The 24,627-nt window shown below is 64.9% G+C and carries 25 protein-coding genes and 1 tRNA gene; 9 read left to right on the top strand and 17 right to left on the bottom strand.

The window, feature by feature from the left end; translation table 11 throughout:
• The first annotated feature begins 1 nt into the window (after position 1).
• The gene (locus JZY91_RS05230) at positions 2 to 1,453 is read left to right on the top strand and encodes a vWA domain-containing protein (protein ID WP_234948878.1); all 1,452 of its coding nucleotides are present in this window, start codon (positions 2 to 4) and stop codon (positions 1,451 to 1,453) included.
• On the opposite strand, the gene JZY91_RS05225 is transcribed toward JZY91_RS05230, so the two are convergent.
• The 5 genes from JZY91_RS05225 to secA2 all read right to left on the bottom strand — a co-directional run bounded on the left by JZY91_RS05225 (position 1,450) and on the right by secA2 (position 6,393).
• Positions 1,450 to 2,025, bottom strand: a complete 576-nt coding sequence (locus JZY91_RS05225) for a MerR family transcriptional regulator (RefSeq protein ID WP_370639268.1) — start codon at positions 2,023 to 2,025, stop codon at positions 1,450 to 1,452. The genes JZY91_RS05230 and JZY91_RS05225 overlap by 4 nt on opposite strands.
• A 116-nt stretch (positions 2,026 to 2,141) precedes the next feature.
• A complete protein-coding gene (locus tag JZY91_RS05220; RefSeq protein WP_234948877.1) occupies positions 2,142 to 2,717 on the bottom strand; it encodes a bifunctional nuclease family protein in 576 nt (191 codons plus the stop codon).
• 2 nt (positions 2,718 to 2,719) lie between these two features.
• Positions 2,720 to 3,397: a MerR family transcriptional regulator gene (locus JZY91_RS05215; protein WP_234949059.1), complete on the bottom strand. Its 678-nt coding sequence runs from the start codon at positions 3,395 to 3,397 to the stop codon at positions 2,720 to 2,722.
• A gap of 186 nt (positions 3,398 to 3,583) precedes the next feature.
• Positions 3,584 to 4,015 carry an oxoglutarate dehydrogenase inhibitor Odhl gene (odhI, locus tag JZY91_RS05210; RefSeq protein ID WP_234948876.1) on the bottom strand — a complete coding sequence of 144 codons (432 nt, stop codon included), beginning with the start codon at positions 4,013 to 4,015 and terminating at the stop codon, positions 3,584 to 3,586.
• Between the two features lie 86 nt (positions 4,016 to 4,101).
• The gene (secA2, locus tag JZY91_RS05205; protein WP_234948875.1) at positions 4,102 to 6,393 is read right to left on the bottom strand and encodes an accessory Sec system translocase SecA2; all 2,292 of its coding nucleotides are present in this window, start codon (positions 6,391 to 6,393) and stop codon (positions 4,102 to 4,104) included.
• 70 nt (positions 6,394 to 6,463) lie between these two features.
• Between secA2 and JZY91_RS05200 the strand changes: the two genes are divergently transcribed.
• The 5 genes from JZY91_RS05200 (at position 6,464) to JZY91_RS05180 (ending at position 10,267) form a co-directional block, all read left to right on the top strand.
• Positions 6,464 to 7,735, top strand: coding sequence for an alpha/beta fold hydrolase (locus JZY91_RS05200; protein WP_234948874.1), 1,272 nt, complete (start codon positions 6,464 to 6,466; stop codon positions 7,733 to 7,735).
• A 45-nt stretch (positions 7,736 to 7,780) separates the two neighbouring features.
• Entirely contained in the window at positions 7,781 to 8,140 is a 360-nt protein-coding gene (locus JZY91_RS05195) for a YchJ family protein (protein ID WP_234948873.1), read from the top strand.
• Between the two features lie 181 nt (positions 8,141 to 8,321).
• Positions 8,322 to 8,990: a transposase gene (locus JZY91_RS05190; protein WP_234947725.1), complete on the top strand. Its 669-nt coding sequence runs from the start codon at positions 8,322 to 8,324 to the stop codon at positions 8,988 to 8,990.
• Positions 8,987 to 9,979, top strand: a complete 993-nt coding sequence (locus tag JZY91_RS05185; RefSeq protein WP_234947611.1) for a DDE-type integrase/transposase/recombinase — start codon at positions 8,987 to 8,989, stop codon at positions 9,977 to 9,979. Before JZY91_RS05190 ends, JZY91_RS05185 begins: the two co-directional genes overlap by 4 nt.
• 214 nt (positions 9,980 to 10,193) lie before the next feature.
• Positions 10,194 to 10,267: transfer RNA gene (locus JZY91_RS05180), tRNA-Pro, on the top strand.
• 93 nt (positions 10,268 to 10,360) lie between these two features.
• On the opposite strand, the gene JZY91_RS05175 is transcribed toward JZY91_RS05180, so the two are convergent.
• Positions 10,361 to 11,536: a zinc-dependent alcohol dehydrogenase gene (locus JZY91_RS05175; RefSeq protein ID WP_234948872.1), complete on the bottom strand. Its 1,176-nt coding sequence runs from the start codon at positions 11,534 to 11,536 to the stop codon at positions 10,361 to 10,363.
• A 181-nt stretch (positions 11,537 to 11,717) separates the two neighbouring features.
• Here JZY91_RS05175 and JZY91_RS05170 point away from each other — a divergent pair, with 181 nt between their 5' ends.
• Complete coding sequence (locus JZY91_RS05170) at positions 11,718 to 11,987, top strand: hypothetical protein (protein WP_234948871.1); 270 nt, start codon at positions 11,718 to 11,720, stop codon at positions 11,985 to 11,987.
• Between the two features lie 552 nt (positions 11,988 to 12,539).
• Here the strand turns inward: JZY91_RS05170 and JZY91_RS05165 are convergent.
• Positions 12,540 to 13,448 (bottom strand): PHB depolymerase family esterase, encoded by a 909-nt coding sequence (locus JZY91_RS05165; protein ID WP_234948870.1) that lies wholly within the window; start codon positions 13,446 to 13,448, stop codon positions 12,540 to 12,542.
• A 78-nt stretch (positions 13,449 to 13,526) separates the two neighbouring features.
• On the opposite strand from JZY91_RS05165, the gene JZY91_RS05160 reads away from it, so the two are divergent.
• On the top strand, positions 13,527 to 14,786 hold the full coding sequence (locus tag JZY91_RS05160) for a DUF418 domain-containing protein (protein WP_234948869.1): 1,260 nt from the start codon (positions 13,527 to 13,529) through the stop codon (positions 14,784 to 14,786).
• Positions 14,783 to 15,550 (top strand): class I SAM-dependent methyltransferase, encoded by a 768-nt coding sequence (locus JZY91_RS05155; RefSeq protein ID WP_234948868.1) that lies wholly within the window; start codon positions 14,783 to 14,785, stop codon positions 15,548 to 15,550. Before JZY91_RS05160 ends, JZY91_RS05155 begins: the two co-directional genes overlap by 4 nt.
• A 34-nt stretch (positions 15,551 to 15,584) precedes the next feature.
• Here JZY91_RS05155 and JZY91_RS05150 read toward each other — a convergent pair whose 3' ends face one another.
• From JZY91_RS05150 to JZY91_RS05105, 10 genes are all read right to left on the bottom strand, one after another.
• Positions 15,585 to 16,262 carry a PHB depolymerase family esterase gene (locus JZY91_RS05150; protein WP_234949058.1) on the bottom strand — a complete coding sequence of 226 codons (678 nt, stop codon included), beginning with the start codon at positions 16,260 to 16,262 and terminating at the stop codon, positions 15,585 to 15,587.
• A gap of 5 nt (positions 16,263 to 16,267) precedes the next feature.
• Complete coding sequence (der, locus tag JZY91_RS05145; RefSeq protein ID WP_234948867.1) at positions 16,268 to 17,902, bottom strand: ribosome biogenesis GTPase Der; 1,635 nt, start codon at positions 17,900 to 17,902, stop codon at positions 16,268 to 16,270.
• Positions 17,899 to 18,615 (bottom strand): (d)CMP kinase, encoded by a 717-nt coding sequence (cmk, locus tag JZY91_RS05140; RefSeq protein ID WP_234948866.1) that lies wholly within the window; start codon positions 18,613 to 18,615, stop codon positions 17,899 to 17,901. The genes der and cmk overlap by 4 nt, the downstream gene beginning before the upstream one ends.
• The gene (locus JZY91_RS05135; protein ID WP_234948865.1) at positions 18,615 to 19,508 is read right to left on the bottom strand and encodes a pseudouridine synthase; all 894 of its coding nucleotides are present in this window, start codon (positions 19,506 to 19,508) and stop codon (positions 18,615 to 18,617) included. The genes cmk and JZY91_RS05135 overlap by 1 nt, the downstream gene beginning before the upstream one ends.
• A 61-nt stretch (positions 19,509 to 19,569) precedes the next feature.
• Positions 19,570 to 20,106, bottom strand: coding sequence for an SMC-Scp complex subunit ScpB (gene scpB, locus JZY91_RS05130; RefSeq protein WP_234948864.1), 537 nt, complete (start codon positions 20,104 to 20,106; stop codon positions 19,570 to 19,572).
• Positions 20,107 to 20,126: 20 nt separating this feature from the next.
• Positions 20,127 to 20,930, bottom strand: a complete 804-nt coding sequence (locus JZY91_RS05125; protein ID WP_234948863.1) for a ScpA family protein — start codon at positions 20,928 to 20,930, stop codon at positions 20,127 to 20,129.
• A complete protein-coding gene (locus JZY91_RS05120; RefSeq protein ID WP_234948862.1) occupies positions 20,927 to 21,811 on the bottom strand; it encodes a ParA family protein in 885 nt (294 codons plus the stop codon). The genes JZY91_RS05125 and JZY91_RS05120 overlap by 4 nt, the downstream gene beginning before the upstream one ends.
• Before the next feature lie 105 nt (positions 21,812 to 21,916).
• A complete protein-coding gene (locus JZY91_RS05115) occupies positions 21,917 to 23,008 on the bottom strand; it encodes a hypothetical protein (RefSeq protein ID WP_234948861.1) in 1,092 nt (363 codons plus the stop codon).
• Between the two features lie 34 nt (positions 23,009 to 23,042).
• Positions 23,043 to 23,948: a site-specific tyrosine recombinase XerD gene (gene xerD / locus JZY91_RS05110; RefSeq protein ID WP_234948860.1), complete on the bottom strand. Its 906-nt coding sequence runs from the start codon at positions 23,946 to 23,948 to the stop codon at positions 23,043 to 23,045.
• 4 nt (positions 23,949 to 23,952) lie between these two features.
• The gene (locus tag JZY91_RS05105) at positions 23,953 to 24,618 is read right to left on the bottom strand and encodes an NUDIX domain-containing protein (protein WP_234948859.1); all 666 of its coding nucleotides are present in this window, start codon (positions 24,616 to 24,618) and stop codon (positions 23,953 to 23,955) included.
• Positions 24,619 to 24,627 lie beyond the last annotated feature (9 nt).

Raw genomic sequence — 24,627 nt, 5'->3', positions numbered from 1 at the left:
TATGGGACGGCACTCGAACGGGAAGAATAACTACCAGCTCTCCGCGGGGGCCATAGTCGCGCTGGTTGTCGCGCTGCTGCTCATCGCGGGCATCGTCTGGTCAATGGTTGGGCGCGGTTCCGGCACCAGCGAGAACGCCTCGAACGCGGCGGAGCCGACGTGCGTGTCCGGGGACTTGGCGCTGCCGATCGCGGCTTCGAATGAGGCGATCGGGCGGACACTGGTTGACCAGTACGCGGGGACCAACCCCGTCGTGCGGGATTACTGCGTCCAGCCGGTCTTGGTGGACAGCCTGAAGGACGCGGCGGTGTACATCGCTCCGAACACTGCCGTGGCACACCAGGAGCTGGCCAACGCGGGCCGCACCGCCGCGGTGGCAGAACCCGAGATCGTGACCGCGGACGTGGTCGGGCTGGCTTCGCCGCAGGGGTCGGAGGCTCCCGAGGGCGCCGTTGTGGGCATTGATGCAGTCCGCTTCCCCACCGACACCCCAGCGTCCTCGGCCATCGCCGCCGCTGTGCTTGCCGGCGAAGATACCGCCGCGGTCAAGGCGTTGACAGACCAGCGCGTTGCCACCGCCACCGACGTTGACAGTGAATCAGTGGCTGCGGTGTCCGAGGCAACAACGCCTACGGGCTGGACCTTCGGACCCCTGGATGCAGCCGTGCACTACGCCGCGATCCCCCTCAACACCGGTGACACGGTTGATGAGAACCAGTCGCGCGCCGGGCAGGATTTCGCCCGCGCGTTGGGCGAGAATTTCTCCACCGACGGGGTGCCCGCTCAACCCATCATCTCTGAGCTGGTGTGGGCGGCAGCGCTACCGTCCGGCGGGGCCGCAATCACTGCGGATGGCGCATCCCCGAGTGCCGCCGACGATGCCGCCGTTGCTGCCGACGGCGAAGTTATGGACACGCTGTTCCTGCTGGACACCTCCGAAGCGATGGCACCGTATCTGGAGGCCGCGGAAGAAGGCGTGGCTGAGGCCGCAGGCGAAGTAGCTAGCGGCGGCTACGCCGTGGCGCTGTGGAACTACTCCTCCCCGCTCTCTGAGGGCGTGACTCACGGCTACCGCAGAAACATCGCGTTCACGCCGGATGCTGCGCCGGTGCAGGACGCAGTACGCCGTTTCTTGACGGGTGGCGTGCCGCAAACCCGCGAAGCCGTCACCGCCGCGCTGGACACGGTAGTTTCGGCGCAAAGTGCTCAGGGGTCACCGGCCCGGATTGTCCTGATCACTACCGGCACGGCGGACGCAGGCAACGACGCAGCCTTTACTGAGGCGCTAAAGCAGGCGCGCGACGCTGGGATCAGCGTCGCGGTAGTACATGTCGGCGATGGGCCGAAGGATCAGGCGCTGGATGCCGGAGCAGCTTCACGCCAAGAGGCAAGAGACAGCGACGACATCCGCGCGGCGATCGTCGCCGCGGTCGGCAGTGAGGGTGAGCGCTAGGACGTCTTGAGGCGGCGCCGGGCAGCCAGCTCGTCGATGCCCACGACGTTGTCCGGCTCCGCGTCCTCGATCACGCGCTCTGACGGGAACGCGGAGATGGTGCCGGTGAGTTCCTTCATGATCTGCGGGACGGCGATGCCGAACACGCCCTGACCGCCGTTGAGCAGGTCAATGATCTCCTCGTTGGAGCGGCACTCATACACCGTCACACCATCGGACACCAGGGTGATCTCGGCGATGTCGTTCACACCACGGTCCCGCAGCTTGTCCACGGCGAGGCGGATGTTCTGCAGAGAGATGCCGGTATCAAGCAGGCCCTTGACAATCTTGAGCACCAAGATGTCCTTGAAGGAGTACAGGCGCTGGGAGCCGGAGCCTTTCGCACCGCGGATGGACGGGCGCACAAGGTTAGTGCGAGCCCAGTAATCGAGCTGGCGGTACGTAATGCCGGCAACCTGGCAAGCGATGGGAACGCGGTAGCCCACTTCGTCGGACGGGCCAATGTCGAACAGTGACTCCTGCACCGGCGCGTTCTCGTCCTGCGCCGGGGTATCAATGGTGTTCCCGCTCACGTAATTACTCCCATGGTGTTTGCCTGATGGCCTACTGCATATTAAAGGTCAGCCTAGACCTCAGGTCAAGACTTGAGACTGCAACACGCCGAAAGTTTCAACCTCAACTTGAAGGTTTAGGGTTCGTCGTCTAGCTTGCCGTCGAAACCCAGCTCCCGCATGAAGTCCTCGAACGCGTCCGGGTCCAACTCAGGCTCCCGCTCCCCCGTGACCGCCTCAGGCCGCGGGCCGGCAGCGAGATCTCCTTCAGTCAAGGTGGCATCCGGGATATCCAGGCCGAAGAACTCCCGGGCGTCGTGCTTCGTCAGCGCCATGGACGCTTGCTGGAGCACCGTCTCATCCGCCTCGAGCTGGACGTCTGCAACCAGGGCAAGGAGCAACGCATCCGACGGCCGCATGTCTATCTCAGCACCGCCCTCTAACGTCAACGTCGCAGTGAACATGCCGTCGTGGTAGCTGGAAAGCTCGATGCTTGCGATACCCGGGGTGGTTTGCGCAATGATGTCCGCCATCGCCTCGTGGGCGTCCGGCCGCTTCGGGGACCAGTCGTCCAACCGAGCAGCGAGCGTAGCCCCTTCAATGGGCGGCAGCCACAGCGGAACGTAGCGGCCCTTCTCCTCCCACTCCAGGAGGGCGCAAAGAAACTGCTCGGGGCCGAACGGGAATACCCCGAGGAGGTTTACGGGTACCACGGCTAGCGGGAGAGCTGGTTGCGCAGCTCGCTCTTCACCAGCGAGGTGTGCAGGGACACGACGAGCGCCGAGATCTGCTGACCGAGTTCTTCCGCCTGCTGGCGCGCGGATGCCTTGCCGGACTTGGCCACCGGCTCCGTCACCTGGGCAATGAGGTCCGCTTGGCGGGTGGCGGCGGTGCGCAGTGTCTTCAGGTGACGCGCGTCGAACCCGAATTCTTTGAGCGCAACGGCGGTGGTGGTCACCCGTACGTCATCCTCCGAGAACAGGCCGGCGGCGTTGGGGGTGATAAGCCCCGCCTTGATCAGTTCCGCGACGGTGGCTTCATCCGCCCCAGCGCGCTGCGCAACCTCAACGTCGGTCAGCTGGGTCGCAGCCGGTGCGCGAAACGCCTCCGGCGAGACGATCGGCTCAGCGTCCGCGGAGGTGAGGATTGCGGCAACCTGACCGGAATCCATCGCGTCAAGCTGCTCGCGGATCACTTTCAGCGGCAGGTAGTTGTCGCGCTGGGTAACCAGGATATAGCGCAGTCGCTCCACGTCCGCGTCCGTGAAGCGTCGGTAACCGGACGCCGTGCGCTGCGGGGTGATCAAACCTTCAGACTCCAGGAAGCGGATCTTGGACACGGTCACGTCCGGGAATTCCGTCCGAAGCCGCTCAAGCACAACGCCGATGGACATGGTTTTCACGGACTGGCGTGTGGCCGCCTGCGGGGCGGTCTTACGGATAGCGCTCACGAACGGTGCTCAATCTTTCGTCGAGGTTTAAGGTTTGGGAAACAATATACCCGGCTTTAACCGACACGCGAGTCGTTCGGTTAGAAACCGGGCTAATTGTGGTAGCTGGAGGCGTTAGCGCCGATCCATCTACTTTGCGGTGGAGATGAAGACCAGGCGGAACTTGCCAATCTGAATCTCGTCACCATCCGAGAGCACCTCAGAGTTGCGCGGCTCACGGTTCACGTAAGTGCCGTTCAGGGAGCCCACGTCAACCACCTCGAAGCCGTCCTCCTTGCGGCGGAACTCTGCGTGGCGGCGGGACACGGTGACATCATCCAGGAAGATGTCCGCCTCCGGGTGGCGGCCTGCGGTGGTGGAATCCTGGTCGAGGAGGAAGCGGGCACCAGCGTTCGGGCCACGCTTGACCACGAGCAGCGCAGCACCTTCGGGCAGGTTCTCTGCACCAACGGCAGCGTCCTGCGAGGCAGCTGCACCAGACTCCATTTCCTTCAGCAGGTCAGCGCGGAAGACCGAGGTCGTCTCGACCTGGTTCTGCGGCGTACCCGTGTTCTCGCTCATCGGTTTCCTCCAAGCAATCGAAAGGGTTAATCAAGGGTCATATTACCGACTGGCCCGCCGGCCTGCGGGCCGTGACTCACGCCACCCTAGCGGAAGATGTTTCCGATACCTGAGATGACGGAGTTTCCGGAACCGGCAAGCGGGTTGTCGGACACCATGTAGGTCCACGTAGAGCTGGGGCGTTTCCAGCCGGCGTCGGCAAGCATTGCCCCCCGCTCCGTAATCTCCACGGTGGCGAAAGTCTCAGCAGCCTTGTCCACGGCCCTGTTCGCGAGGTCCTTGAACTCGCGCACGGCGATGCGGTGGTACTCATCGATCGGCGTTTCGCGGGCGATGGCGCGCAAGTGGATGGATTCGCGGACGTCGTCCATCAGGGCGAGGTGCTCAGACCATTCGTCGTCGAGGTGGAAGAGCATGATGTCGCGCGCGGCCTGCTCCCGCACATCCTGCGGGAGGTGGTCCAGCTCCGCGGCCCGCTGTGGGTTACGCTCCGCCAGCTCGCGCCATGCGGTGTCCGTGTCCAACAGCGCTGCACGACGCTCATCCAGGATGTCCCGGTGATCGGCGAGGAGCTTGTTGTACTTCCAGGTCTGCGAGTGGATCTCCAGCAGTTGGCCCTCGGTCACGCGCTGGCAGTGCTCCACAAACTGCTGGATGCGGTTCGATTCGATGCGCCCGTCCTGCGCCGGCTGTGCGGTGACCTGCTCATCCGCGCCGCCGACCTTCACAATGTCGTCCTCCAGGGACACGAAGAACAGGCTCAGGCCCGGGTCACCCTGTCGTCCCGCGCGCCCGCGCAGCTGGTTGTCCAGGCGGGCCGTGCGGTGGCGGGCGGTGCCGATCACGGCCAGGCCGCCAAGCTGCGCAACCTCGTCGTGATCCGCCTCATCTGCGCCGCCGAGGCGGATATCGGTGCCGCGGCCGGCCATCTGGGTAGACACGGTCACGCGGCCGGTGTCGCCGGCCTCGGCGATGATGCGCGCCTCCTCCGCGTCGTTCTTCGCGTTGAGCACGTTCACCGCAATTCCGCGCGCCTCCAAGGCTTCGGCCAGTGCCTCCGACTCCGCCACATCATGCGTGCCCACAAGCACCGGCTGCCCCGACGCATGAATGTGCGCGATCTCCTCCACGATGGCCGCGTTCTTATCCTCCATGGTGGCGTAGATGCGGTCGGCCTCGTCGAAACGCTTCAGCTCCTGAGCGCGGTCGATCACCGAGACATGCAGGCCGTAGAAGGTGCGCAGCTGGTCGGTCGCCTCCACAGCGGTGCCGGTCATGCCGCACACGATTGGGTAACGGCGCATGAGTGCCTGCAGGGTAATGGAATCCAAGATGCGGCCGCCCTCAGAAACGTCGAGGCCCTCCTTGGACTCCACCGCAGCCTGAAGGCCATCCGGCCAGCGCTGCAGCTCGGCAACGCGGCCGCGGGAGGCATCCACGAGAGCGACCTTGCCGTCCGCGACGATGTAGTGCACGTCCCGCACCAAGAGCGCCTTCGCGTGCAGCGCCAGGTTCACCCGCACCAGCGTGGTGCCGATGTGCTCGTCGGAATACAGCGAGTCGATGCCCAGGAGCCGCTCGACCTTTTCCGCGCCTTTATCGGTGAGGAAGACGTTGCGCCCTTCAGCATCGATCGTGTAGTCCTCTTCCTCCTCGAGGTGGGACACCGCGGCCGTGATCTGGCCGGTGGCCTGCTGGGAACCCTCAGAACCGGCGAGGACCAGCGGCACCAGAGCCTCATCCACCAGCACACTGTCTGCCTCATCCACCAGCGCCACGTCAGCCGGCGGCTGCACCGTCTGCGAGCGGTGGGTGATCTGGTTGTCCCGCAGGTGATCGAAGCCGATCTCCGTCACCGGCGCGTAGATCACGTCGCTGCGGTACGCCGCCACGCGCTCCTCGCGCGTCGATGCCTCCGTCACGCTTGCCACGGTCAGCCCGAAGAACTCGACCAGCGGCCGCATCCACTCCGCGTCACGGTCCGCCAAGTAGTTGTTCACGGTGATCACGTGCACGCGCTTGCCCGTCAGCGCATAGCCGGTGGCGGCCATCGCGCCCACCAGCGTCTTGCCCTCGCCGGTGGCCATCTGGATCACGTCGCCCTCCAGCATGCGCAGCACCGCCTGGTTCTGCACGTTGAACGGGGTCATGCCCAAACGACGCTGGGATGCGACAGATAACCCGGCCAAAAACCGCGGCTTGTCGGCGATTTCGCCGTTTGCCACGGTTCCTCGGACGGTGGCTGCCAATGAAGCGTCGTCAAGCTGGGAAAGCTCCGGGATCAGCTCATGTGCCGCGGCCACCACGGACTTTGACTTCTTGTTGTTGCGCTCGGTGGTCGAGCCCATGGCCTTCCAAAACCAATCGAATGCGCCCATGCGTGGCATTGTACGGCCCCAGCGAGACTCCCTCGGCGGGCGGGGCGGGAGGTGCTTTATTGTTGTGGGCATGCAGTCGCTGAACGTCAAGGTCCCGTCTTCCACAGGAAAGATGCTGGCCGCCACGATTGACCGCCCAGAATCCCCCGCGCAGGCCTACGCCATCTTCGCCCACTGCTTCGCCGGCTCCCGCCACACGCCGGGTGCATCGCGCATCTCGAAGCGGCTGACGGAGCACGGTATTGCCACCCTGCGCTTCGACTTCCCCGGTCTTGGCCAGTCCGAGGGCGAGTTCAAAGACACCACGTTCTCCCAGAACGTGGATGACATTGTGGCGGTGGCGCAGTGGATGGAGGAGCACTTCACGGCACCGCAGCTGATCATGGGCCACTCCCTCGGCGGCGCCGCCACGTTGAAGGCCGCGACGCGCCCCGAGCTCAAAGACATGGTGAAGTGCGTAGCCACTGTGGGCGCGCCGTTCGACCCGGCGCACTCCGTGCTGCACTACGCAGACAAGATCGGCGAGGCTGACGCGAACGGCTCCGTCCCCGTGATCCTCGGCGGGCGCGAGCTGGTGATCTCGCGCGAGTTCCTCGAGGATCTGGCCGTAACCAACCCGGAGACCTACCTGCCCACCATGCGCAAACCGCTGCTTCTGGTGCACTCCCCCATTGACGTCACGGTGGGCATCGACAACGCCCAGACCATCTTCCAGCTCACCCGCTACCCCAAGTCCCTCATGGCGCTGGACAAGGCGGACCACCTGCTCACCCGCTCCGGCACCGCGCAGCGCGCTGCGGACATCATCGGCTCCTGGGCCCAGCAGTACATCGTCCCGGAGTTCGTGCCGGAGGAGACGGGCGATTCCAACGCCATCAGCTACGCCGCCCGCGGCACCAAGTACGGCGACGTGGTGCGCACCTCCAACACCGCGATCACCACGGACCGCGCGAAGAACGCCGGCGGCAAGGGCCAGGGTGTCACCTCCACCGGCCTGTACATGTCCGCGCTGGCTGCCAGCTCCTCCCAAGCCGTGCGCGAGGCGGCCAAGGGCATGCCGCTTGACGACGTTCGAATTGAAATCACACACGGCCAAGGCAACGAATTCGTCCGGGAAATCACGCTGTACGGCGACCTCACCGACGAGCAGGCGGAGACGCTGCGTGCAGCCGGCGCAGCGTCGACGGTCGACGGGTACGTTGCGGCGAACCAGATCGAGACGACGGTTGCTGTGGCATCCGTGGCCGAACGCCGCGCCGCAAACAAGGCAGCCGGCAAGGCCCACGTTGCCGCCGGCAATCTGGTCGGCAAGCGCGAGCGCAAGGCGCGCGCCGGGAAGTAGCTGGTGAAGGTTCGCGAGCCAGACCCCTGCCCGTGCGGGTGGGGTTTGGCGTACGAGCAGTGCTGCGGGAAGTACCACGCGGGACTGCGCGCGGGTGGTACCGCTGCCGGCGCCCCGACGGCTGAAGCCCTCATGCGCTCGCGCTATTCCGCCTTTGTGATGGGCGACGGCGAGTACGTGAGCGCGACCTGGGCACCCGAGACTCGCCCCTCCTCGCTCGAGATCGATCCGGCGGGTGAGCCTTTCACCAGGCTGGTGATTCTGGATACGGCTGGCGGTGGCCTGCTGGATACCGAAGGCGTTGTCGAGTTCGCCGCCTTCTACTCCGGCGGAGTGCAACGGGAACGCTCCCGCTTTGTAAAGCGTGCCGGGCAGTGGCTCTACCTCGACGGGGTTGTTCGGTAAGTCGCTCTCGCCTCGCGTCTACCGGACCTCCGTGGCTAACGCCTGCCCCTCATGGTTTTGGCCGCTGGTTTATCCGCCGTTTTGGCCGCTGCCTGTACGATCTCACCGGACTTCTGCAGAATGGCCATTTTTGGGACTGAAGCTTTCCTGTGAACCGTCGGCCATCGGTGAGGAGTTCCAGATGAGTTATCCGTTGGCGGTTCGTGAGCGTGCCGTCGAGCTTTACGGCAAGGGTCTAGAGCCGCAGCAGGTACGCGCCCGTTTGCGTGAGGAAGGTGTCGATCCTGTTCCCTCGGCGGCGTCGATTTGGCGGTGGGCAGTTGATGCTGAGCACGGTGTTGAGGTGGATCATCGCCGGCGCAGCCCGAGTGAGATCGCCGCAGCGGTGCGGGCGGCATTGACCTCACCGGGGTCGCTGCGGGAGATGAGCCGGCAAGTTGGTGTGTCGCCGGCTACGTTGTCGATTTGGGTCCGCAGTTTCGCTCCTGAAGAAGAGACGCGGCGTGGGATGAGCCCTGAGCAGCTAGAGCAGGCGACACTGTGGCGTGTGGAACAACATAAACGCCGCCCGCGCAAAAGCGCATCGCCGCAAGCTTCCAAGCCGTCTAGCGCTAAGGCTGCCAAGATTGCCAGTGAGCAGCACGTGACGCAGCTCGATGATGCTGCGTTGCCGGATGATCCCGAAGAGCTTAAAGCGATGTTGCGCCACGAGCGGTTTTTACGGCTTGCGGATAGGGCCTTGTTCGAGGCTGCGATGGAGTCGGAGGGAAAAGCCCCAGCCCGGAGACGTTCGACAGCGTGGTCGTCGCTCAAGCTGTTCAGCGACTCCGGGCGCACGGATATCAAGTGAAAGCCAGCTGCGAGCACTTCGGGTTGAACCCGAGCACCTACAAGCATGCGTGCCGGCGGTTAAAGTACCCGACGTCGAAGCGCAAAGCTGCCGCAGCGGCGGTCATCGCGGTGTCGAAAGCGAGCAACGGCATCTACGGCTACCGCAGGATCTTGGCGCTGTGCAGGCAAAACGGGTGGACGATAGGTGAGAAAACAGTACGCGCCATCATGTACGAAGAAAACCTCACCCCGAAGTCCAAGCGCGCCATGAGGTACCGCTCCTACAAAGGAGAAAACGCCCACCGGCCGGCGAATAAGCTGCTCATCGGGGACCTGGATGAAGCAGCGGCCGCAGATGTCGTTGTCTCGCAGGGCTACTCGCGCGAAGCACGCAGGCGTCGCGCTGCCCTTGAGCCCGACTTGGTTCACGACTTCTACGCCGATAAACCGAACGAGAAGTTCGGCACCGACGTCACTGAGTTCGCCTGCCGAGACGGCAAGGTCTTCTTCAGCCCCCTGATCGACTTCCATGACAATCTGCCCGTCGTCTATACCATGAGCACCAGCCCGAACGCCGCGCTGACGAACACCATGCTGGAGGCTGCGTTGGCAACCTTCCAGCCCGGAACCAAGCCGGTCATCCACTCCGACCGCGGGTGGGCCTACCGCCACCCGGAATGGGTCGGCATGCTCACCGACCCCACCCACGACCAGGCAGCATGCGACACCTGCGACCCGGGCAAACCCTGCGACAACGCCTGGGTTGCAATCCCATCGTTGTCGCGAGTCGGCAAAAGCGGCGATAACGCCAGGGTGGAAGGATTCTTCGGCCTGCTCAAAAGGGAGCTCTACGCCGCCGGAATTAACTCCGAAAAGATGGGCACCGAGGACTTCATGGACTATCTTGAAACCCACCTGGACTGGTTCGTCTACGAAAGGCTCACCACACACCCAGGTAAGGGCTACACAACCCTGGCAGAGCGACGCGCTCTAGCCACAGCTACCTAACAAACACGACTAGATGGCCACAGAGGTTCACAGGAAAGCCGCAGTCCCTTTGAGGGGTTTCTGCAAAAGCCCGGCGAGATCCTACAGCGCAGTCTCCCCCGATCATCCGAGCGATCTCCGCGTCCCCCGAGTCGGCTTGCAACCACCAGCAGGTTTCCGTTCGGAAAGTGGGCTGGTGTAGTCTGACTGAGTTGCCAGCTCCGCTGGGAACGATCGGGCTGTGGCGCAGTTTGGTAGCGCACCACACTGGGGGTGTGGGGGTCGCAGGTTCAAATCCTGTCAGTCCGACAAAAGTCCTTTGGGACAGCTACGGCCCCCTGGCCGACACCTTTTCGGGAAACTGAAAAGCTGTCAGCGAGGAGGCCCTTATTTGTGCCTTGGTTACGGCTTGAGGACGACCTTGATGCAGCCGTCTTCCTTCTTCTGGAACTTCTCGTACATCTCGGGCGCGTCGTCAAGCGGTGCGGTGTGTGTCTTCAGGTCGAGCACGCCGAGGGGGTCAGACGGGTCGTCCACCAGCGGAAGGATGTCATCGGTCCAGTTGCGCACGTTGCACTGGCCCATCCGCATCTGCACCTGCTTGTCAAACAGCGTCATCATCGGCATCGGGTCCTTCATACCGCCGTAGACACCGCTGAGTGAGATGGTTCCACCGCGTCGCACCGCATCGATAGCGGTGTACAGCGCGCCGAGGCGGTCCACACCAGCCGTTTCCATGGCTGCGCGGCCTAGTGCGGGAGGCAGCAGGCCGACGGCAGCTTGAGCGGTGCCGGCGACGGGAGAGCCGTGGGCTTCCATGCCGACGGCGTCGAGGACGGAGTCGGGCCCGCGGCCGTCGGTCATCTCGCGCAGCAAATCGACAACCCCGTCGCCGCCCTCGAGGACCTCGATGCCGTGCCGGGCTGCCATGTCGCGGCGCTCCGAGACGGGGTCGACGCCGATAACGCGGTAGCCGAAGTGGGCACCGATGCGCGAAGCCATCTGCCCGATCGGGCCGAGACCGAGCACCGCGAGGGTGCCGCCTTCAGGGACATCGGCGTACTTGACGCCCTGCCAGGCGGTAGGAAGAACGTCGGATAGGAACAGGAAGCGCTCGTCCTCGCCGACGTTGGGGACCTTGATGGGGCCGTAGTCGGCGTGCGGGACACGCAGGTACTCGGCCTGACCGCCGGGCAGCGAGCCGTAGAGGCGGGAGTAGCCGAGCAGGGTGGCGCCGCTTTCGTACTCGCGAACCTGCGTGGTCTCGCACTGAGACTGAAGGCCGCGCTCGCACATGTAGCAGTGGCCGCAAGAGACGGTGAAGGGGATGACTACGCGGTCGCCCGGTTTGAGGTTGGTGACTGCGGGGCCGACCTCCTCGACGATGCCCATCGGCTCGTGTCCGATCACGTCGCCCTTGTCCATGTAGGGGCCGAGAACCTCGTAGAGGTGCAGGTCAGAACCACAGATGGCGGTGGAGGTGACGCGGATGATGACATCAGTAGGTTCGATGATCTTGGGGTCCGGAACTTCCTCGACGGTCACATTCCGCTTGCCTTGCCAGGTGAGTGCTTTCATAAGAAACCTTTCATCGGTTGGGGGTGCGGCCGAGTGTAATCCTGGCTTTGTTGAGCGCGCCACATTCTTTGCTCGTGTTTTCAATGGGCGGCCTTCCACAGGAAGCCTTCTGGCATCTGCGGGAGCAACACCACACCACTTTTCCACCCTGAACAGGGAGAAAGCGTCATATCGTGAAGATATGAGCGCCAAGAGATCCCGAAAACGCGATGCCAGCGGGAGCATCCTTTCCTACCGTTCCAAGAACTCCGTCCTCAGCGCCTGGTCCTCTGAATCGTTCATGAGCATCGGCTCCGTCGGATCCTTCATGTCGATCGGATCATTGGGCTCCGCCCTGTCTATCGCGTCCGTGGGTTCGGCTCTGTGCGTCCTCTCTGTCGGCTCGTTCCTGTGCGTCACTTCCCTGTCTAGCTACCGCAGCAAGAACGCGGTGCTCGGTAAGTCCAGCTAGGGGTAGTCGCGAGCCGTCGGGCCCGATCCACGGACTCTCACTGGGCTGAGCGTTTCGCGGAATATCGCGGTAATCCGAACAAGGATGTTGCCATTATCCGGCTGAAACCGGGAGTCAAGTTGGGCAATAACGTCTACTCGGGGGATAAGATTCTTAACCCCGCCGATGTCAAGCTTTCTAAGCAGCGCCACTGTGTGTATGGAGCTATCTCTAGGAAGCCAGTTTGTGGATTGGGATTCTTTAGCAACGGGCTCGAGAATCTGATCTATGTAATCGGAGCTCCGGCCCGCCAGGGTGATTCGGGCGGCCCAGTCTGGGCGGTCGACTTCCAAGGCAATCCGATTGGTCTAATCGGCCCTGTTAAGGGTGGAGCAGCTGAAGACGATGAGATTAGGGATCCGAGCTTCCCTCCTCAAGATAACTCGACCTCTTGGTTCCTGACGAAGACGAGATTCTAGAGGTCGAATCCACTCACAAAACCTAACCCCGCAGCGCTGTAGCGCCGTGGGGTTTCGTTTTTCTCAGCTGAGATCAGTGAACGAGCAGTAACCCCTACCGCTCCCCGACCCCGAAGAACTCCAGCTGCCGCTTCGTGGCAAAGCCGCTGGGGGCGGTGCCGGACTGGTCGTACGCGCCGCCGGGCCACACGTGGGGGCCGCCTTCGATGCGGTAGTGCTCCATGCCGGCGTCGCAATCCAGCCAGCGCTCCTCCACAATGCCAGTGGTCACCTGCGTCACCTCCGGTTCCGGAGCGCACCGGTTGCGCTGGGCCCCTTCCTCGACCATTTCGGCTGTGGAGTCATACACCGTGTCATGGCGATGGCCGCCCGCGTACTCGATCACCCGGTCCTCAGTGCCGTGGAAGTCGATGTGCTTCATCGGGATCGCGGAGCAGCCCTCGGACACCCGCTGGTAGAACGCCGCGGCCACTGAAGCCACCGCCGTGAAATCTTGCGGTCGCTGACACCCCACGTATGCCGCGAACCCGCCGCCGTTGGACATCCCGGTGGCAAACACTCGCGCCCGGTCCACCGAAAACTCCTCCGCCAATTGCTCACGAACCGCGTCTACAAACGCAAGGTCCTGCGCACCAGTCGTCTTCGCGTACGGGGCCGGCGCCCAAGCCTTCTCCACACCCTCCAGGTACGCCACGATCGCATCCGCACGGTCCATGTTAGAATTCTTCCGCACCGACGCCGCATCCTCGTTGTACCCGTGGAACACCATGATCAGCGGCAGCCGTTGCCGCTGATGCGCCCCCTCGGGCAGCGAGAGGATGTACCCGCGCCGCACCCCGCCAACGTCCAGCGTCCTCTCCTCCACCGTGGCAGGGCTCAGCTTGTCGACGCTCACTTGATCCTCCCCATCCTCCACCACAACCGTGGTAGGGCTGGGCACGACGGGCTCTGAGACGTCTGCGCAGGAGGTGAGCGGGAGGGTGAGCAAAAGGAACGTCGTCAAGCAAAAAGCCCTTAATCCCGCGCGCACGGTGAACCAGAGTAGCCCACGCTGGGCGGCTCGATGGGAGAGAATGGGGGTGTGACGGCACCGAGTTCCCCGCAAACCCCCACCCGCACGGTGGCGAAGGTCCGCTACATCGCGCCCGACGTGGCGCGCGGCATGGCGCTGCTGGGCATCGCGCTGGCCAACACGCCGACGAACTGGCTGGTACACGCGGACGCGCCGGCCGCCCAGTTCTTCGGCGGCGCGCCTGAGGACATGGGTCTGCTGACCAAGATCCTGATCGTGTTTCAAGCGATGTTCGTGCACGTGCGCGGCCTGCCGATGTTTTCCACGCTGCTTGGCGTGGGCATCGGCATGGTCACCGCGAGCCTGCTGCGCCGCGGGTACTCCACCAAGGCCGCGCGCCGGGCGCTGCTGCGCCGCTACGGGTTCCTGCTGCTCTTCGGCCTGATTCACCTGCTGTTCTTCCCGGGCGACATTCTCACCGGCTACGGCATCTGCGGCATGATCACAGCATTGTTGATTGGGCTCAGTGACCGGGCCATCCTGTGGATCGCCGGCGTCGTGCTGTTCCTCTGGTCCGGGTGGACGGCACTCGGCGGCACCGTGCTGTTGACCATGGGCCCGACCGCCTTCCGATTCGACTACTCGCTTATGCTGCCTGCGAATCCAGAGACCTACGCGGGCCAGCTGGAACACTCGCTGAATACGCTCCGGAGCCAGCCGTTCCTCGTGCCCTCCATCCTCCCGATGGTGCTGCTCGGGTTCGTGTGGGGGCGCAGCGACCTTATGGGCAACGTAGACAAACACGCCCGCAAACTGTGGGTGTGGGTGTGGGTCGCGGTGGCCGTGATCCTGCTCGTAGGGCTGCCGTGGGGCCTGGCCGCCGTGGGGGTGCTGCCCCGCGAACTTGAGATCGGGCTTTTCCTGTACAACCAGGCATTCGGCCGCCTGGCCGGTCCCGGCATCTTGGCCGCGGTGATTCTCGCCCTCCGGCCGGTCCAACGCCGCCTCGCCGCCGCGCCGGGCACGCCGCTCCCGGGCTGGCTGGCCGCATTCAACGCGCTGGGAAAGCGATCGCTGAGTGGCTACCTTGGTCAGACTGTGCTCTTCTTCATCCTCACCCCGCTGTTCATGCTCGGCGTCGGCCACAGCTGGGGCATCGGTGGCCAGATGCTCTTCGCCACCGCAGTCTGGCTGGTCACCCTCTTCGCCGCCTGGGCGATGGAGCGCCGCGGCGTCCCCGGCCCCTTCGAGGCTGTGCACCGCCGCCTCGCCTACGGCAAGGCCGGCGTACCCGAACGTTTCCAGCCGCGTGAGCTCGAGCGCGCATGATCGGCCCCAGCCGCAGGCAGGGCCCGGGCTTCCGGGACGACGCCGCCCGCACCCACACCGCCGGGGCATTCCAGAAGGGGGCTTCGCTTTACGACGCCACCCGTCCCACCTATCCGCCAGAAGTCGCCGCATTGATTGACGGTGCCGCGTCGGTGCTCGACGTGGGCGCAGGCACCGGCAAACTTACGGAGATACTGGTCAAGGAGGGTCGCCGCACAGTCGCGCTCGACCCATCCGCAGACATGTGCCGTGTCCTGCGGGCGCAACTCCCGGGCGTTCCCGCACTGCGCGGAACCGCGGAAGCACTCCCAGTGGCAGACGCGTCCTTCGAGGCCATCACCTGCGCGCAGACCTGGCACTGGGTGGACGTGGAGGCAGCCAGCCGCGAGGCGGACCGCGTGGTCCGCCTCGGCGGGGCACTCATGCTGTGCTGGAACACCCTCGACGTGTCGCACCCGTGGGTGCTCCGGCTTTCACGCATCAGCCACTCGGGTGATGTGCATCGGGAGGGGTTTTATCCGGACGTCGGCAAGCAATGGGTGCTCGAGCGCGAACTGCGAACCAAGTGGATCCAGCCGGCGACCACGGATGACCTGTTTGCGCTGGCTCGCACGCGGTCCTACTGGCTGCGAGCAAACGAGGCGACGCGCGCCAAGGTGGAAGCGAACCTCTCCTGGTACCTGTTTGAGCGGCTGGGGTTTGCGGAGGGGCAGCTGCTCCCGTTGCCCTACCGCACAGACGCGTTCCTGTACCGCCGGGCGTAGGGCGGCGCGGGAGGGCTACCCGCTCCGCGCACGCCTAGAGCCCGAAGAAGTCCAGGATCTCGCGGGTGACATCGATGCCGCGGTGGGCGGCCCACTGGCCTGTCGGCCACTCGTGACCCATGCCCTCGACGCGGCGGTGCTCCGTGCGGGCGGCATCGCCGTTGCGGCGCTTGAACGCCTCGACGACGGCGGGCGCCGCTTGGATCACATCCGGCTCCGCGCCTGAGTACGGGGAGCGCAGATCCCCCGCGTACGGCACGACATCGTCATACGTGCCGTGGATGTTCAGGTAGTCCACGGGCTCGGCCGACGCGATCTCGTCCGGGGTCTCGCGCACCGCTGCGGAGCAGGTGGCTATGCCGGCGAAGCGGTCGCGCACCGTGGAGAGCGCCACCGCCAAGCCGCCCCCGTTGGAGAAGCCAGCCAAATAGACGCGCTCCGGGTCCGCGCCGTGCTCGGCCACAAGGTTGTTAACGATGGCGTCGATACGCGCGGCGTCCTCCTCCAGGGTGGTACTGGCATAGGGTGCCGGTGCCCAGGCGAGCGCGCGCCCGGTCGGCGCAGCCACGATGGCGTTGGCTTGCGTCAGCCCTGTGCCGTCGAGAAAGTCAATGCCGTTATCGCCCTTGCCGTGCAGGGCAATCAGCACAGGGTGCGGGCCAGGCGTGCCCTCCAAGGAGGCGGGGACGTGCACGCGGCAGGCGGGATCCATAGCCACTACTTCCTCCTCGGGTTGCGCTCGCGCACGCGGACTGCGATGCGGATGGGCGAGCCGGGGTAGCCGAACTGCTCGCGGAACTTGCGCTCCAGGTACCGGCGGTATGCCGCGTCGAGGAACCCTGTCGTGAACAGCACGATTGTTGGCGGGCGGGTAGTCACCATGGTGGCGAAGAGGATCTTCGGCAGGCGGTTGTTCTTCATCGGCGGCGGGTTCGCAGCAACCGCATCGCGCAGCCAGTTGTTCAGCTGGCCGGTAGAGACGCGCTTGTCCCAGCTCTCCAACGCCTGCTGCATGGCCGGCTCCAGGCGGTGCAGGCCGCGGCCGGTTTCCGCGGACACGTTGATCTTGGTCACCCAGCCCAGGTGGCCGATGTTCTGCTCAAACTCGCGGTCGAAGTAGTAGCGCCGGTCCTCATCCATCAAGTCCCACTTGTTGAACAGGATCACCATTGCTTTACCGGCGTCCAGCACCATGGATATCACGCGCTGGTCCTGCTCCGAAATCTCCTGGGAGGCATCGATGACCACCACGCACACCTCAGCGGCGTCGATGGTGCCGCGGGTGCGAAGCGACGCATAGTACTCGTGCCCCTGCGCGTTCTTCACCTTCTTGCGCAGACCGGCGGTGTCGATGAACTTCCACAGCTGATCATCGAGCTGGATCAACTCATCCACCGGGTCTACGGTGGTTCCGGCGACGTTATCCACCACGGAACGGTCCGACTTGGACAGCTTGTTCAGCATGCTGGACTTGCCCACGTTCGGCCGCCCCACCAGCGCCACGCGGCGCGGTCCCTCGGTGATGGAGTTCGCGGCGCGCGGGACTTCCGGGAAGAGGCGCAGAATCTCATCCAACACGTCCGCGCCGCCGCGGCCGTGCAGGGCCGAAACCGGCCACGGGTCGCCCAACCCGAGTCCGTAGAAGGAAGCGACATCGCCCCACTGGGAGTCGGATTCGAACTTGTTGGCCACCAGGATCACCGGCACGTCAGCGCGCTGCAGGTTGCGGGCCATCACCGCGTCCGTCTCGGTGATGCCGGTGTGGGAATCCACCACCATCACAATCACGTCGGAGGTTTCCATCGCGGCCTCAGACTGGCGGGCGATTGCCGCGTGGATGCCCTTCGCGTCCGGGTCCCAGCCGCCGGTGTCTTGCACCCAGAAGCGGCGCCCGCCCCAGTCGGCCAGGTAGCTCACGCGGTCGCGTGTCACGCCGGGGTGGTCCTCCACCACAGCTTCGCGGCGGCCTATGAAACGGTTTACCAGGGTGGACTTACCCACGTTCGGGCGGCCGACGATGGACACCGTCGGCAGCGCCTCCTCGACCACGTTGGGGCGGGTGATGCCGTAGACGCGCTCGAGTTCCTCCCAGTCGGTGTTCTCGTCGAATTCATCGTCGTCGAAGTCGCCCTCGAACTCGCCGTCGCCGTAGTCGGCTTCGCCGAAATCGTCCTCGTCGAAATCGGTGTCGAAATCCTCGTCGCCGATTTCGTAGTACTCCACATCGTCCGCACCGATGTACTGCACCTCAACCTCGTCGTACCCGGAGGCGTCGATGCCCGGTTGGAAAAATTCGGTCTCGGGAAGTTCGGAGGGGTCAAAGCGATCGTCGTCACGCGGGGTTGTGCTCATCGCGCGCTCCTTTCAATCACCTGGATGAGTGCGTCAAGCACGGCCTCACGCGTCATCTCGGAAGTGTCAATGATTTCGGCGTCGTCCGCCGGCTTGAGTGGACTCGTCGCGCGGGAAGAGTCCAGCTCATCGCGGCGCTGCACGTCCGCCAGCACGGTGGCGTAGTCTGCCTCGCGCCCGGCCGCCACGTCCTGGTCGTAGCGGCGCTTCGCCCGCACGTCCGCGGACGCAGTCATGTACGCCTTGGCCGGCGCATCCGAGAGGACGACGGTGCCAATATCGCGCCCTTCTACAATCGCACGGTGCGCTTCCCGCGCAAGCGCGCGCTGCAGCGCAACGAGGTTTTCCCGCACCTCCGGGATGGCGGAGACGGCGGAGACGTTGCGCGTGACCTCGGCCCCGCGGATCTCGCCGGAGACATCCTCCCCACCCAAGAGTACCTCGGTGGAATCCGGATCATCAGAAACGGTCAGCGGCAGCGCGGCAGTCGCCTGAATCACCGCGGCGGTGTCCTCCGGGTCCACTCCCGCGCGCAGCACCGCCAGAGTGGCCACGCGGTACATCGCACCGGTGTCGATGTACTTGGCATCCAGGCGCTTCGCCAGCGCGCGGCAGGTGGTGGATTTGCCGGTGCCGCTCGGCCCGTCGACGGCCAGGATCAGGCCGCCGTCCGGCATATTCGTCATGGTTGCAAGGTCTGCGTGATCCGCCATTACATCTCCACCGCCTTGTACAAGGAGGCCAGCTCGCTGGAGTTCAGGGCGCGCATGGAGCCCGGCTTCATGTCGCCCAGCTGCACGGTGTGCACCTTGGTGCGCACCAGGCGCTGCACCGGGTAGCCGGCCGCCTTGAGCATGCGGCGCACAATGTGCTTGCGGCCCTCGTGCAGCTCCACACGCACCAGGGACTGGCCGTTGTGCACGTCCACAATCTGGGCGTAATCGGCCTTCGCCATGCCGTCATCCAGCTCGATGCCGTCTTTCAGCTGCTTGATCAGGTCATTCTTCGCCTCGCCCAGCACGGTGGCCAGGTAGGTCTTGGACACGCCGTACTTCGGGTGCGTCAGCCGGTTGGCCAGCTCACCATCGTTGGTTAGCAGCAGCAGCCCCTCCGTGTCCGCATCTAAGCGGCCCACGTGGAAGAGGCGCTGGCCGGACGCGGTGCGCTCCGAGAGGTAGGAGCCGACAGACATGCGGTCCATCTCATCGTTCATCGTGGTGTGCACGCCGCGGGGCTTGTTAAACGCGAAGTACTGCATCTCCTCGTTCACATTGATGCGGGTGCCGTCCACGCGGATCACGTCCACATCCGGGTTGACGCGGGTGCCCTGCGTGGTCACTTTCTTGCCGTTGACGGTGACGCGCCCCTGATCAATCATCACCTCTGCGTGGCGGCGGGAAGCCACACCAGCTTGGGCGAGCACCTTCTGCAGGCGCACGCCGTCGGTGTGCTGCTTGCGTTCTTTCACGTCATCGTCATCCCACCAGTTATCCGCAAGCGGGTGGGGTTCAACGTGTTGCTTCTTCGCCGGCTTCGCGTAGGAGATGTAGAACGTCTCGTCCTTCTCTCTTTCCGGTGTGCCGTCGCGGCGAGCGGGTGGAGTCATGCAAATCATCCTTTGCCTCGGGTCTGAAGTTGTCCGCACTATCCTACCAGCAGGAAACGTATTACCAGGCATCCTCGATGGCGTCGACCTCCGGCAGCAGCGGCGCGAGCTCCGGCAGCCGCTCCAAGGACTCGATGCCCAGCAGTTCCAAGAACAGTTCCGTGGTGACGTACCGGTGCGCGCCAGTGGACTCATCCGGATCCACCTCCGCAATCAGGCCACGCAGCGTCAACGTGCGCATCACCCCGTCCACATTCACCCCGCGCACGCCCGCAACTTGCGCGCGCGTCACCGGCTGGCGGTACGCCACCACGGCGAGCGTTTCCAGCGCCGCCCGGCTCAGCTTGGTTTGCGCGCCGTCCAGCACAAACGCCTCCACCGCGTCCGCGTTCTCGGGCCGCGTATACAGCCGCCACCCCTCCGCGCTGTGCCGCAGGTCAATCCCGCTCCCCCGCGCGTCCAGCTCGTGCGCCCACTCGAGCAAGTGCTTTTCGACGCTTCCTTCATCCACCCCGAGCACCCCAGCCAACGCGGCAGCGGTCACGGGCGTATCCACCACCAAGAGGATGGATTCGATTTGGGAGCGCAGTCTATTCATCGTCGTCAAGCTTAAGCCCCCTACTCCCAGTTGCCGGCGGCCACTACGGCGGGATCCACCTGCGCCCCGGTCCAGGCGACGTCGAGGGGGCCGAGGGCTTCCGGCTGCTGCGTTTCCACCGCCTGAGCCTTGTAGAGCTCCAGCAACGCGAGGAAACGGCCGACAACCTCCATCGATTGGCCGCAATCGCGCGTTAGCGCGGCGAAGGAGAGCCACGTGCCCTCGCCGGCGCGTGTGAGCTGGTCCAGCAGGCGGCCAGCCTGTTCGGGCACGGAGACATGCACGTCGTGGACGTGGTCCGTGCGCACCTCATCAGGGGGACGAGGGCGGAACACACTGGCGGCGAGTTCCGCGAAGCTGTCCGGTGTGTGGCCGAGCGACACGGGTGGGAGGAGCTCGGCGAACTGCGGCTCCATCGACACGGCCCGCGGGTAACGGCGTTTGGCATCGAGCTGCCAGCGGGCGAACTCGGCGGCGACCTGCTGATAGGCGCGGTACTGCAGCAGGCGAGCGAAGAGAAGGTCGCGGGACTCCAGCAGCTCGAGGTCCTCGATCTCTCCGGCCTCGCCCCGCGGTAGCAGGCGAGCCGCCTTCAAGTCCAAGAGCGTTGCGGCGATGAGCAGAAACTCCGTCACCTCGTCCAAGGCCGCCGTCTGCCCAAGCGCGCGGGTGTAGGCGATGAACTCATCCGTCACCTCCGCCAGCGCCACCTCAGTAACATCCAGCTTCTTGGAGTTGATCAGGCTCAGCAGCAGGTCGAAAGGGCCCTCGAAGTTGTTCAGGACGAGGGTGAAGCCGGTGATCTCCGGCTGTTCATACCTCACCGCTCGGTGCGTTCCATGACCTCAAGCGCCAGGCTGCGATACTGCTCAGCGCCCTGCGAGTGCGGGGCCCAGGTGGTGATTGGCTCTCCGGCGACAGATGTTTCGGGGAAGCGCACGGTGCGGGTGATTACGGTGTCGAAGACGCGGTCCCCGAACACCTCCACCACGCGGTCCATGACTTCACGCGCGTGGGTGGTGCGCCGGTCAAACATGGTGACCAGGATGCCCACAATGTCCAGATCGAAATTGATGCGGTCGCGCACCTTCTCCACCGTGTCCGTAAGCAGCGCAAGGCCGCGCAGCGAGTAGTACTCGCCCTCCATCGGGATGATCACGCCGTGCGACGCAGCCAGGGCGTTGACGGTCAGCAGGCCCAGGGACGGGCCGCAGTCGATAAAGATGTAGTCGTACTCACCGCGCACCGGGCGCAGCGCACGTGCGAGGGTCTGCTCGCGCCCCACCTCATTGACCAGCTGGATCTCTGCCGCCGAAAGGTCGATGTTGGCCGGGATGAGATCCAGACCGGAGACGTTGGAGTGCTTGATCGCCCCGTGGACGCTGGCAGTGTTGTCGAAAAGCAGGTCGTACACCGTGATCTGCTCTTCATCGTGCGGGATACCAAGGCCGGCGGAGAGCGCACCCTGCGGGTCCAGATCCACCAGCAGGACGCGCCTGCCCTGCTCAACCAGCGCGGCGCCCAGGTTGATGGTGGAGGTGGTCTTACCCACGCCGCCCTTCTGGTTCACCATCGAGATGATCGTGGCGGGACCGTGCTTGTCCAGTGGTTTGGCAGCCGCGAACTCGCGGTGTGGCCGCCCGGTGAGGAACGTTTTCTGCCCCTCAGCGTCGAACAGCGCATTGCTCGCGGAGTTGTTCGCCATCGCCGATCCTTCCCTCAGACGATCATGCCGACACGCTTGACGCTTTCATCTTACAACGGTGGGATTTTCCGTGGGAGCTGCGCGCGCAGCCCAGTTGGGCGCGACCTACCCGCGACGATGAGAACGGCGACGCAAACCGGCGATAACCAGCGCGATTATCAGAAGAATGCCGACGCCGGTTGCAAGTATCGGAAACAGATAGCTGCCCTTGTCAGGTTCTGCGACTTGACCTTCTGCAGTGACATCGCTGTACGGATTCTCGGTGTCCACCGATTCAGGAGTTTCCACCGCCGCGTTGGTGGCGGTGATGACGGCGATGAATTCCGCGGCCGTATCGTCGCGCACAACCTCCATGATGAACGGGTTATCTGGTGTTTCACCCTCGGGATACGTCAGCGTCAATGTGCGGGCAGTAATGTTCACGTCCCGCTTTACGCCCTCGATGATCCTGCCGTTCACATCCACATAACGCAGCTTGGCACCCTCGCGGTCCGTATTCGCGTACTGGACCAGATCCGCGGCCCTGGACAGCGGCACCGTGACCACAATCTGGTTGCCCTTGATCTCGCCGTCGAAGTAGAAGCGCTTTGCAGCCGACGTTTCCACCGGGGAGGCTGCTTGGCGGGGCGGATGGCTCACTGCTGCAGCGCCAGCCGCTCCGGCAGCACCCGGGGCGCCCGGCGCACCTGCATCGCCCGGCTTCGCCCCTCCATCTGTCGGAGCCTGAGCTCCGTTACCGCCTTGGCCGGCGTTGTCGGCCGGGGCCTGATCGGCAGCCCCCTGACCAGGCTGGCCGCCTTGCCCCGCACTCCCCTGGCCGCCCGCTGGCTGACCGGCGCCCCGACCCCCGGCCTTGCTCCCCTCTCCAGTTGCTACAAGCGTGATGGTGGCGGTGTAGCCCAGCGCACTCGCCGGCACGTTTGCAGTCGCACCCGGGCTATCGGGCGCAGTCACGGACACGGTAGTGCCGTTCGACGTCACCGACCAGCCGCCGGAGTGGTAGTTCACGTCCACCGGCACGCCCACATCAACCGAGGTAGTCTCACCCGCACGCACCGAAACCTGGGACGGGATCATGGACTGCACCTGGGCGGGATCAAGCCCAGCCGGCAATTGCGCCTGGGCGGGCACCGGCACCGCGATCACGGTTAGACAGGCGACGGCAGCGGCACCTGCAGTTCTACGGAAGTTCACCACGCGACAACTGTACACACGGGCGTGGTTTGCCAGGCTACGCGCGCGGATGCGAGCTCGCCCACACCTCTCTCAAGCTTTCGGCCGTGACGTGGGTATAGATCTGAGTGGTGGTTACGGAGGCGTGCCCCAGCAGCTCTTGGACTGTTCGCACGTCCGCGCCGCCCTCTAACAGGTGGGTGGCAAAGGAGTGGCGCAGCGTATGGGGTGAGATCTCCTTGTCCAGCCCAGCACGCTCCGCGGCCTGCTTGATCACTGTCCAGGCGCTTTGCCGCGACAGCGCACCGCCGCGAGCGTTGAGAAACAACGCGTGGGACTTCCCCCTCGCAAGCACCGGGCGCGAACGCACCAGATACGCCTCAAGCGCCGCCCGAGCGTGCGAGCCCAGCGGCACCAACCGCTGCTTGTTGCCCTTCCCGGTCACTGCGACAATGCCGTCGGTATCAGCGACATCGTCCACCACCAGCGCCAGCACTTCCGAAACGCGCGCGCCGGTAGCGTAGAGCGTTTCCAACAGCGCCTTATCCCGCAGCCCAACCGGTGTGTCCTCTGAGCAGGCATCCAGCAGCGCCGCAACTTCCGCAACGGTCAGCGTGTCCGGGAGCTTCTCGCCCGAGGACGGCGGGGAGACGTCAGCCGACACGTCCGCCGGCAGGATGCCCTCCGCCACTCCGAACTTGTGCAACCCGCGTGCGACCACCAGCGCGCGGGCCGCCGACGATGCGGCCAACGGCGCCGCACCCGCGGTACCGCGGCGCAAGTCCGCCACGTACGCCTCGAGGTGCTGGGCCGTCACGTCCCCGAGATCCGTGATGCCGGCGGCGCGCAACCAGCCGATGTAGCGGTTCAGATCCCGGTCATAGTTGCTCACAGTGTTATTGGACAGCCCGCGCTCCACCACAAGGTGGTCGTGCCAGCGAGCAGCCAGCGCCGCAGCGTCCACGGGGCTAATCGCGCCCCCCGCGCGGAATCCGCTTCATGTCGGGCACAACGCCTTGCGCGCTGCGCCGCTTGGCCATCGACGTCGGGCGCAGGTCAAACGGCTCGCCCACATCGCGCGGCTCTGCACGGCCCGCCTCGACCTCCGATGCCGCGAGGATGCCCGCCACAGCGATGGAGTTCACGATGCCGCCGCGCATCACCTCGCTCCGCGCCTCCTCCAGCTGCACCCAGGAAAAGCCCATGTCCGCTTCCTCGTCCTCGGCTTCCGGGCGCTCCACCTCGGTCAAATCCCGCGCAATGTACACGCGCACGGCTTCTTCCGCGAAGCCAGGCGAAGTGACAAGATCCACCAGCAGCCCCCACTCGGCAGCCTCCAAGCCAGCTTCTTCAACCAGCTCGCGCTTCGCCGTTGCCAACGCATCCTCTTCGTGGAAATCAAGTATGCCCGCGGGCAGCTCCTTGAGCCTGCGGCGAACGGAGTGGCGGTACTGCTCCACCATGGCCACGCGCCCCTGCGCGTCCACCGCGACCACGGCCACAGCCCCGAAATGCTCCACAATCTCGCGGTCTGCCTCATTTCCGCCGGGCATGACCAGCCGGTCACGCCTGAGCGCCAGGATCGGGGCATCGACCAATATTTCGGAATTTCGAACGGTGAATTCGTGGTGCATGCGCCCCAC

Origin of the sequence: Corynebacterium sp. CNCTC7651 (assembly GCF_021496665.1) — a bacterium.
Taxonomy (GTDB): domain Bacteria; phylum Actinomycetota; class Actinomycetes; order Mycobacteriales; family Mycobacteriaceae; genus Corynebacterium.
The sequence above is the reverse complement of the archived record's forward strand: the minus strand, read 5'-3'. Positions and strand labels throughout refer to the sequence as shown.

Excerpts from the sequence above, each read along its gene's own strand:
- JZY91_RS05230 (WP_234948878.1), top strand. The coding sequence starts at position 2 with ATGGGACGGCACTCGAACGGGAAGAATAACTACCAGCTCTCCGCGGGG.
- JZY91_RS05215 (WP_234949059.1), bottom strand. The coding sequence starts at position 3,397 with ATGTCCATCGGCGTTGTGCTTGAGCGGCTTCGGACGGAATTCCCGGAC.
- odhI (WP_234948876.1), bottom strand. The coding sequence starts at position 4,015 with ATGAGCGAGAACACGGGTACGCCGCAGAACCAGGTCGAGACGACCTCG.
- secA2 (WP_234948875.1), bottom strand. The coding sequence starts at position 6,393 with ATGGGCGCATTCGATTGGTTTTGGAAGGCCATGGGCTCGACCACCGAG.
- JZY91_RS05200 (WP_234948874.1), top strand. The coding sequence starts at position 6,464 with ATGCAGTCGCTGAACGTCAAGGTCCCGTCTTCCACAGGAAAGATGCTG.
- JZY91_RS05190 (WP_234947725.1), top strand. The coding sequence starts at position 8,322 with ATGAGTTATCCGTTGGCGGTTCGTGAGCGTGCCGTCGAGCTTTACGGC.
- JZY91_RS05175 (WP_234948872.1), bottom strand. The coding sequence starts at position 11,536 with ATGAAAGCACTCACCTGGCAAGGCAAGCGGAATGTGACCGTCGAGGAA.
- JZY91_RS05170 (WP_234948871.1), top strand. The coding sequence starts at position 11,718 with ATGAGCGCCAAGAGATCCCGAAAACGCGATGCCAGCGGGAGCATCCTT.
- JZY91_RS05155 (WP_234948868.1), top strand. The coding sequence starts at position 14,783 with ATGATCGGCCCCAGCCGCAGGCAGGGCCCGGGCTTCCGGGACGACGCC.
- JZY91_RS05150 (WP_234949058.1), bottom strand. The coding sequence starts at position 16,262 with ATGGATCCCGCCTGCCGCGTGCACGTCCCCGCCTCCTTGGAGGGCACG.
- der (WP_234948867.1), bottom strand. The coding sequence starts at position 17,902 with ATGAGCACAACCCCGCGTGACGACGATCGCTTTGACCCCTCCGAACTT.
- cmk (WP_234948866.1), bottom strand. The coding sequence starts at position 18,615 with ATGGCGGATCACGCAGACCTTGCAACCATGACGAATATGCCGGACGGC.
- JZY91_RS05135 (WP_234948865.1), bottom strand. The coding sequence starts at position 19,508 with ATGACTCCACCCGCTCGCCGCGACGGCACACCGGAAAGAGAGAAGGAC.
- scpB (WP_234948864.1), bottom strand. The coding sequence starts at position 20,106 with ATGAATAGACTGCGCTCCCAAATCGAATCCATCCTCTTGGTGGTGGAT.
- JZY91_RS05120 (WP_234948862.1), bottom strand. The coding sequence starts at position 21,811 with ATGGCGAACAACTCCGCGAGCAATGCGCTGTTCGACGCTGAGGGGCAG.
- JZY91_RS05105 (WP_234948859.1), bottom strand. The coding sequence starts at position 24,618 with ATGCACCACGAATTCACCGTTCGAAATTCCGAAATATTGGTCGATGCC.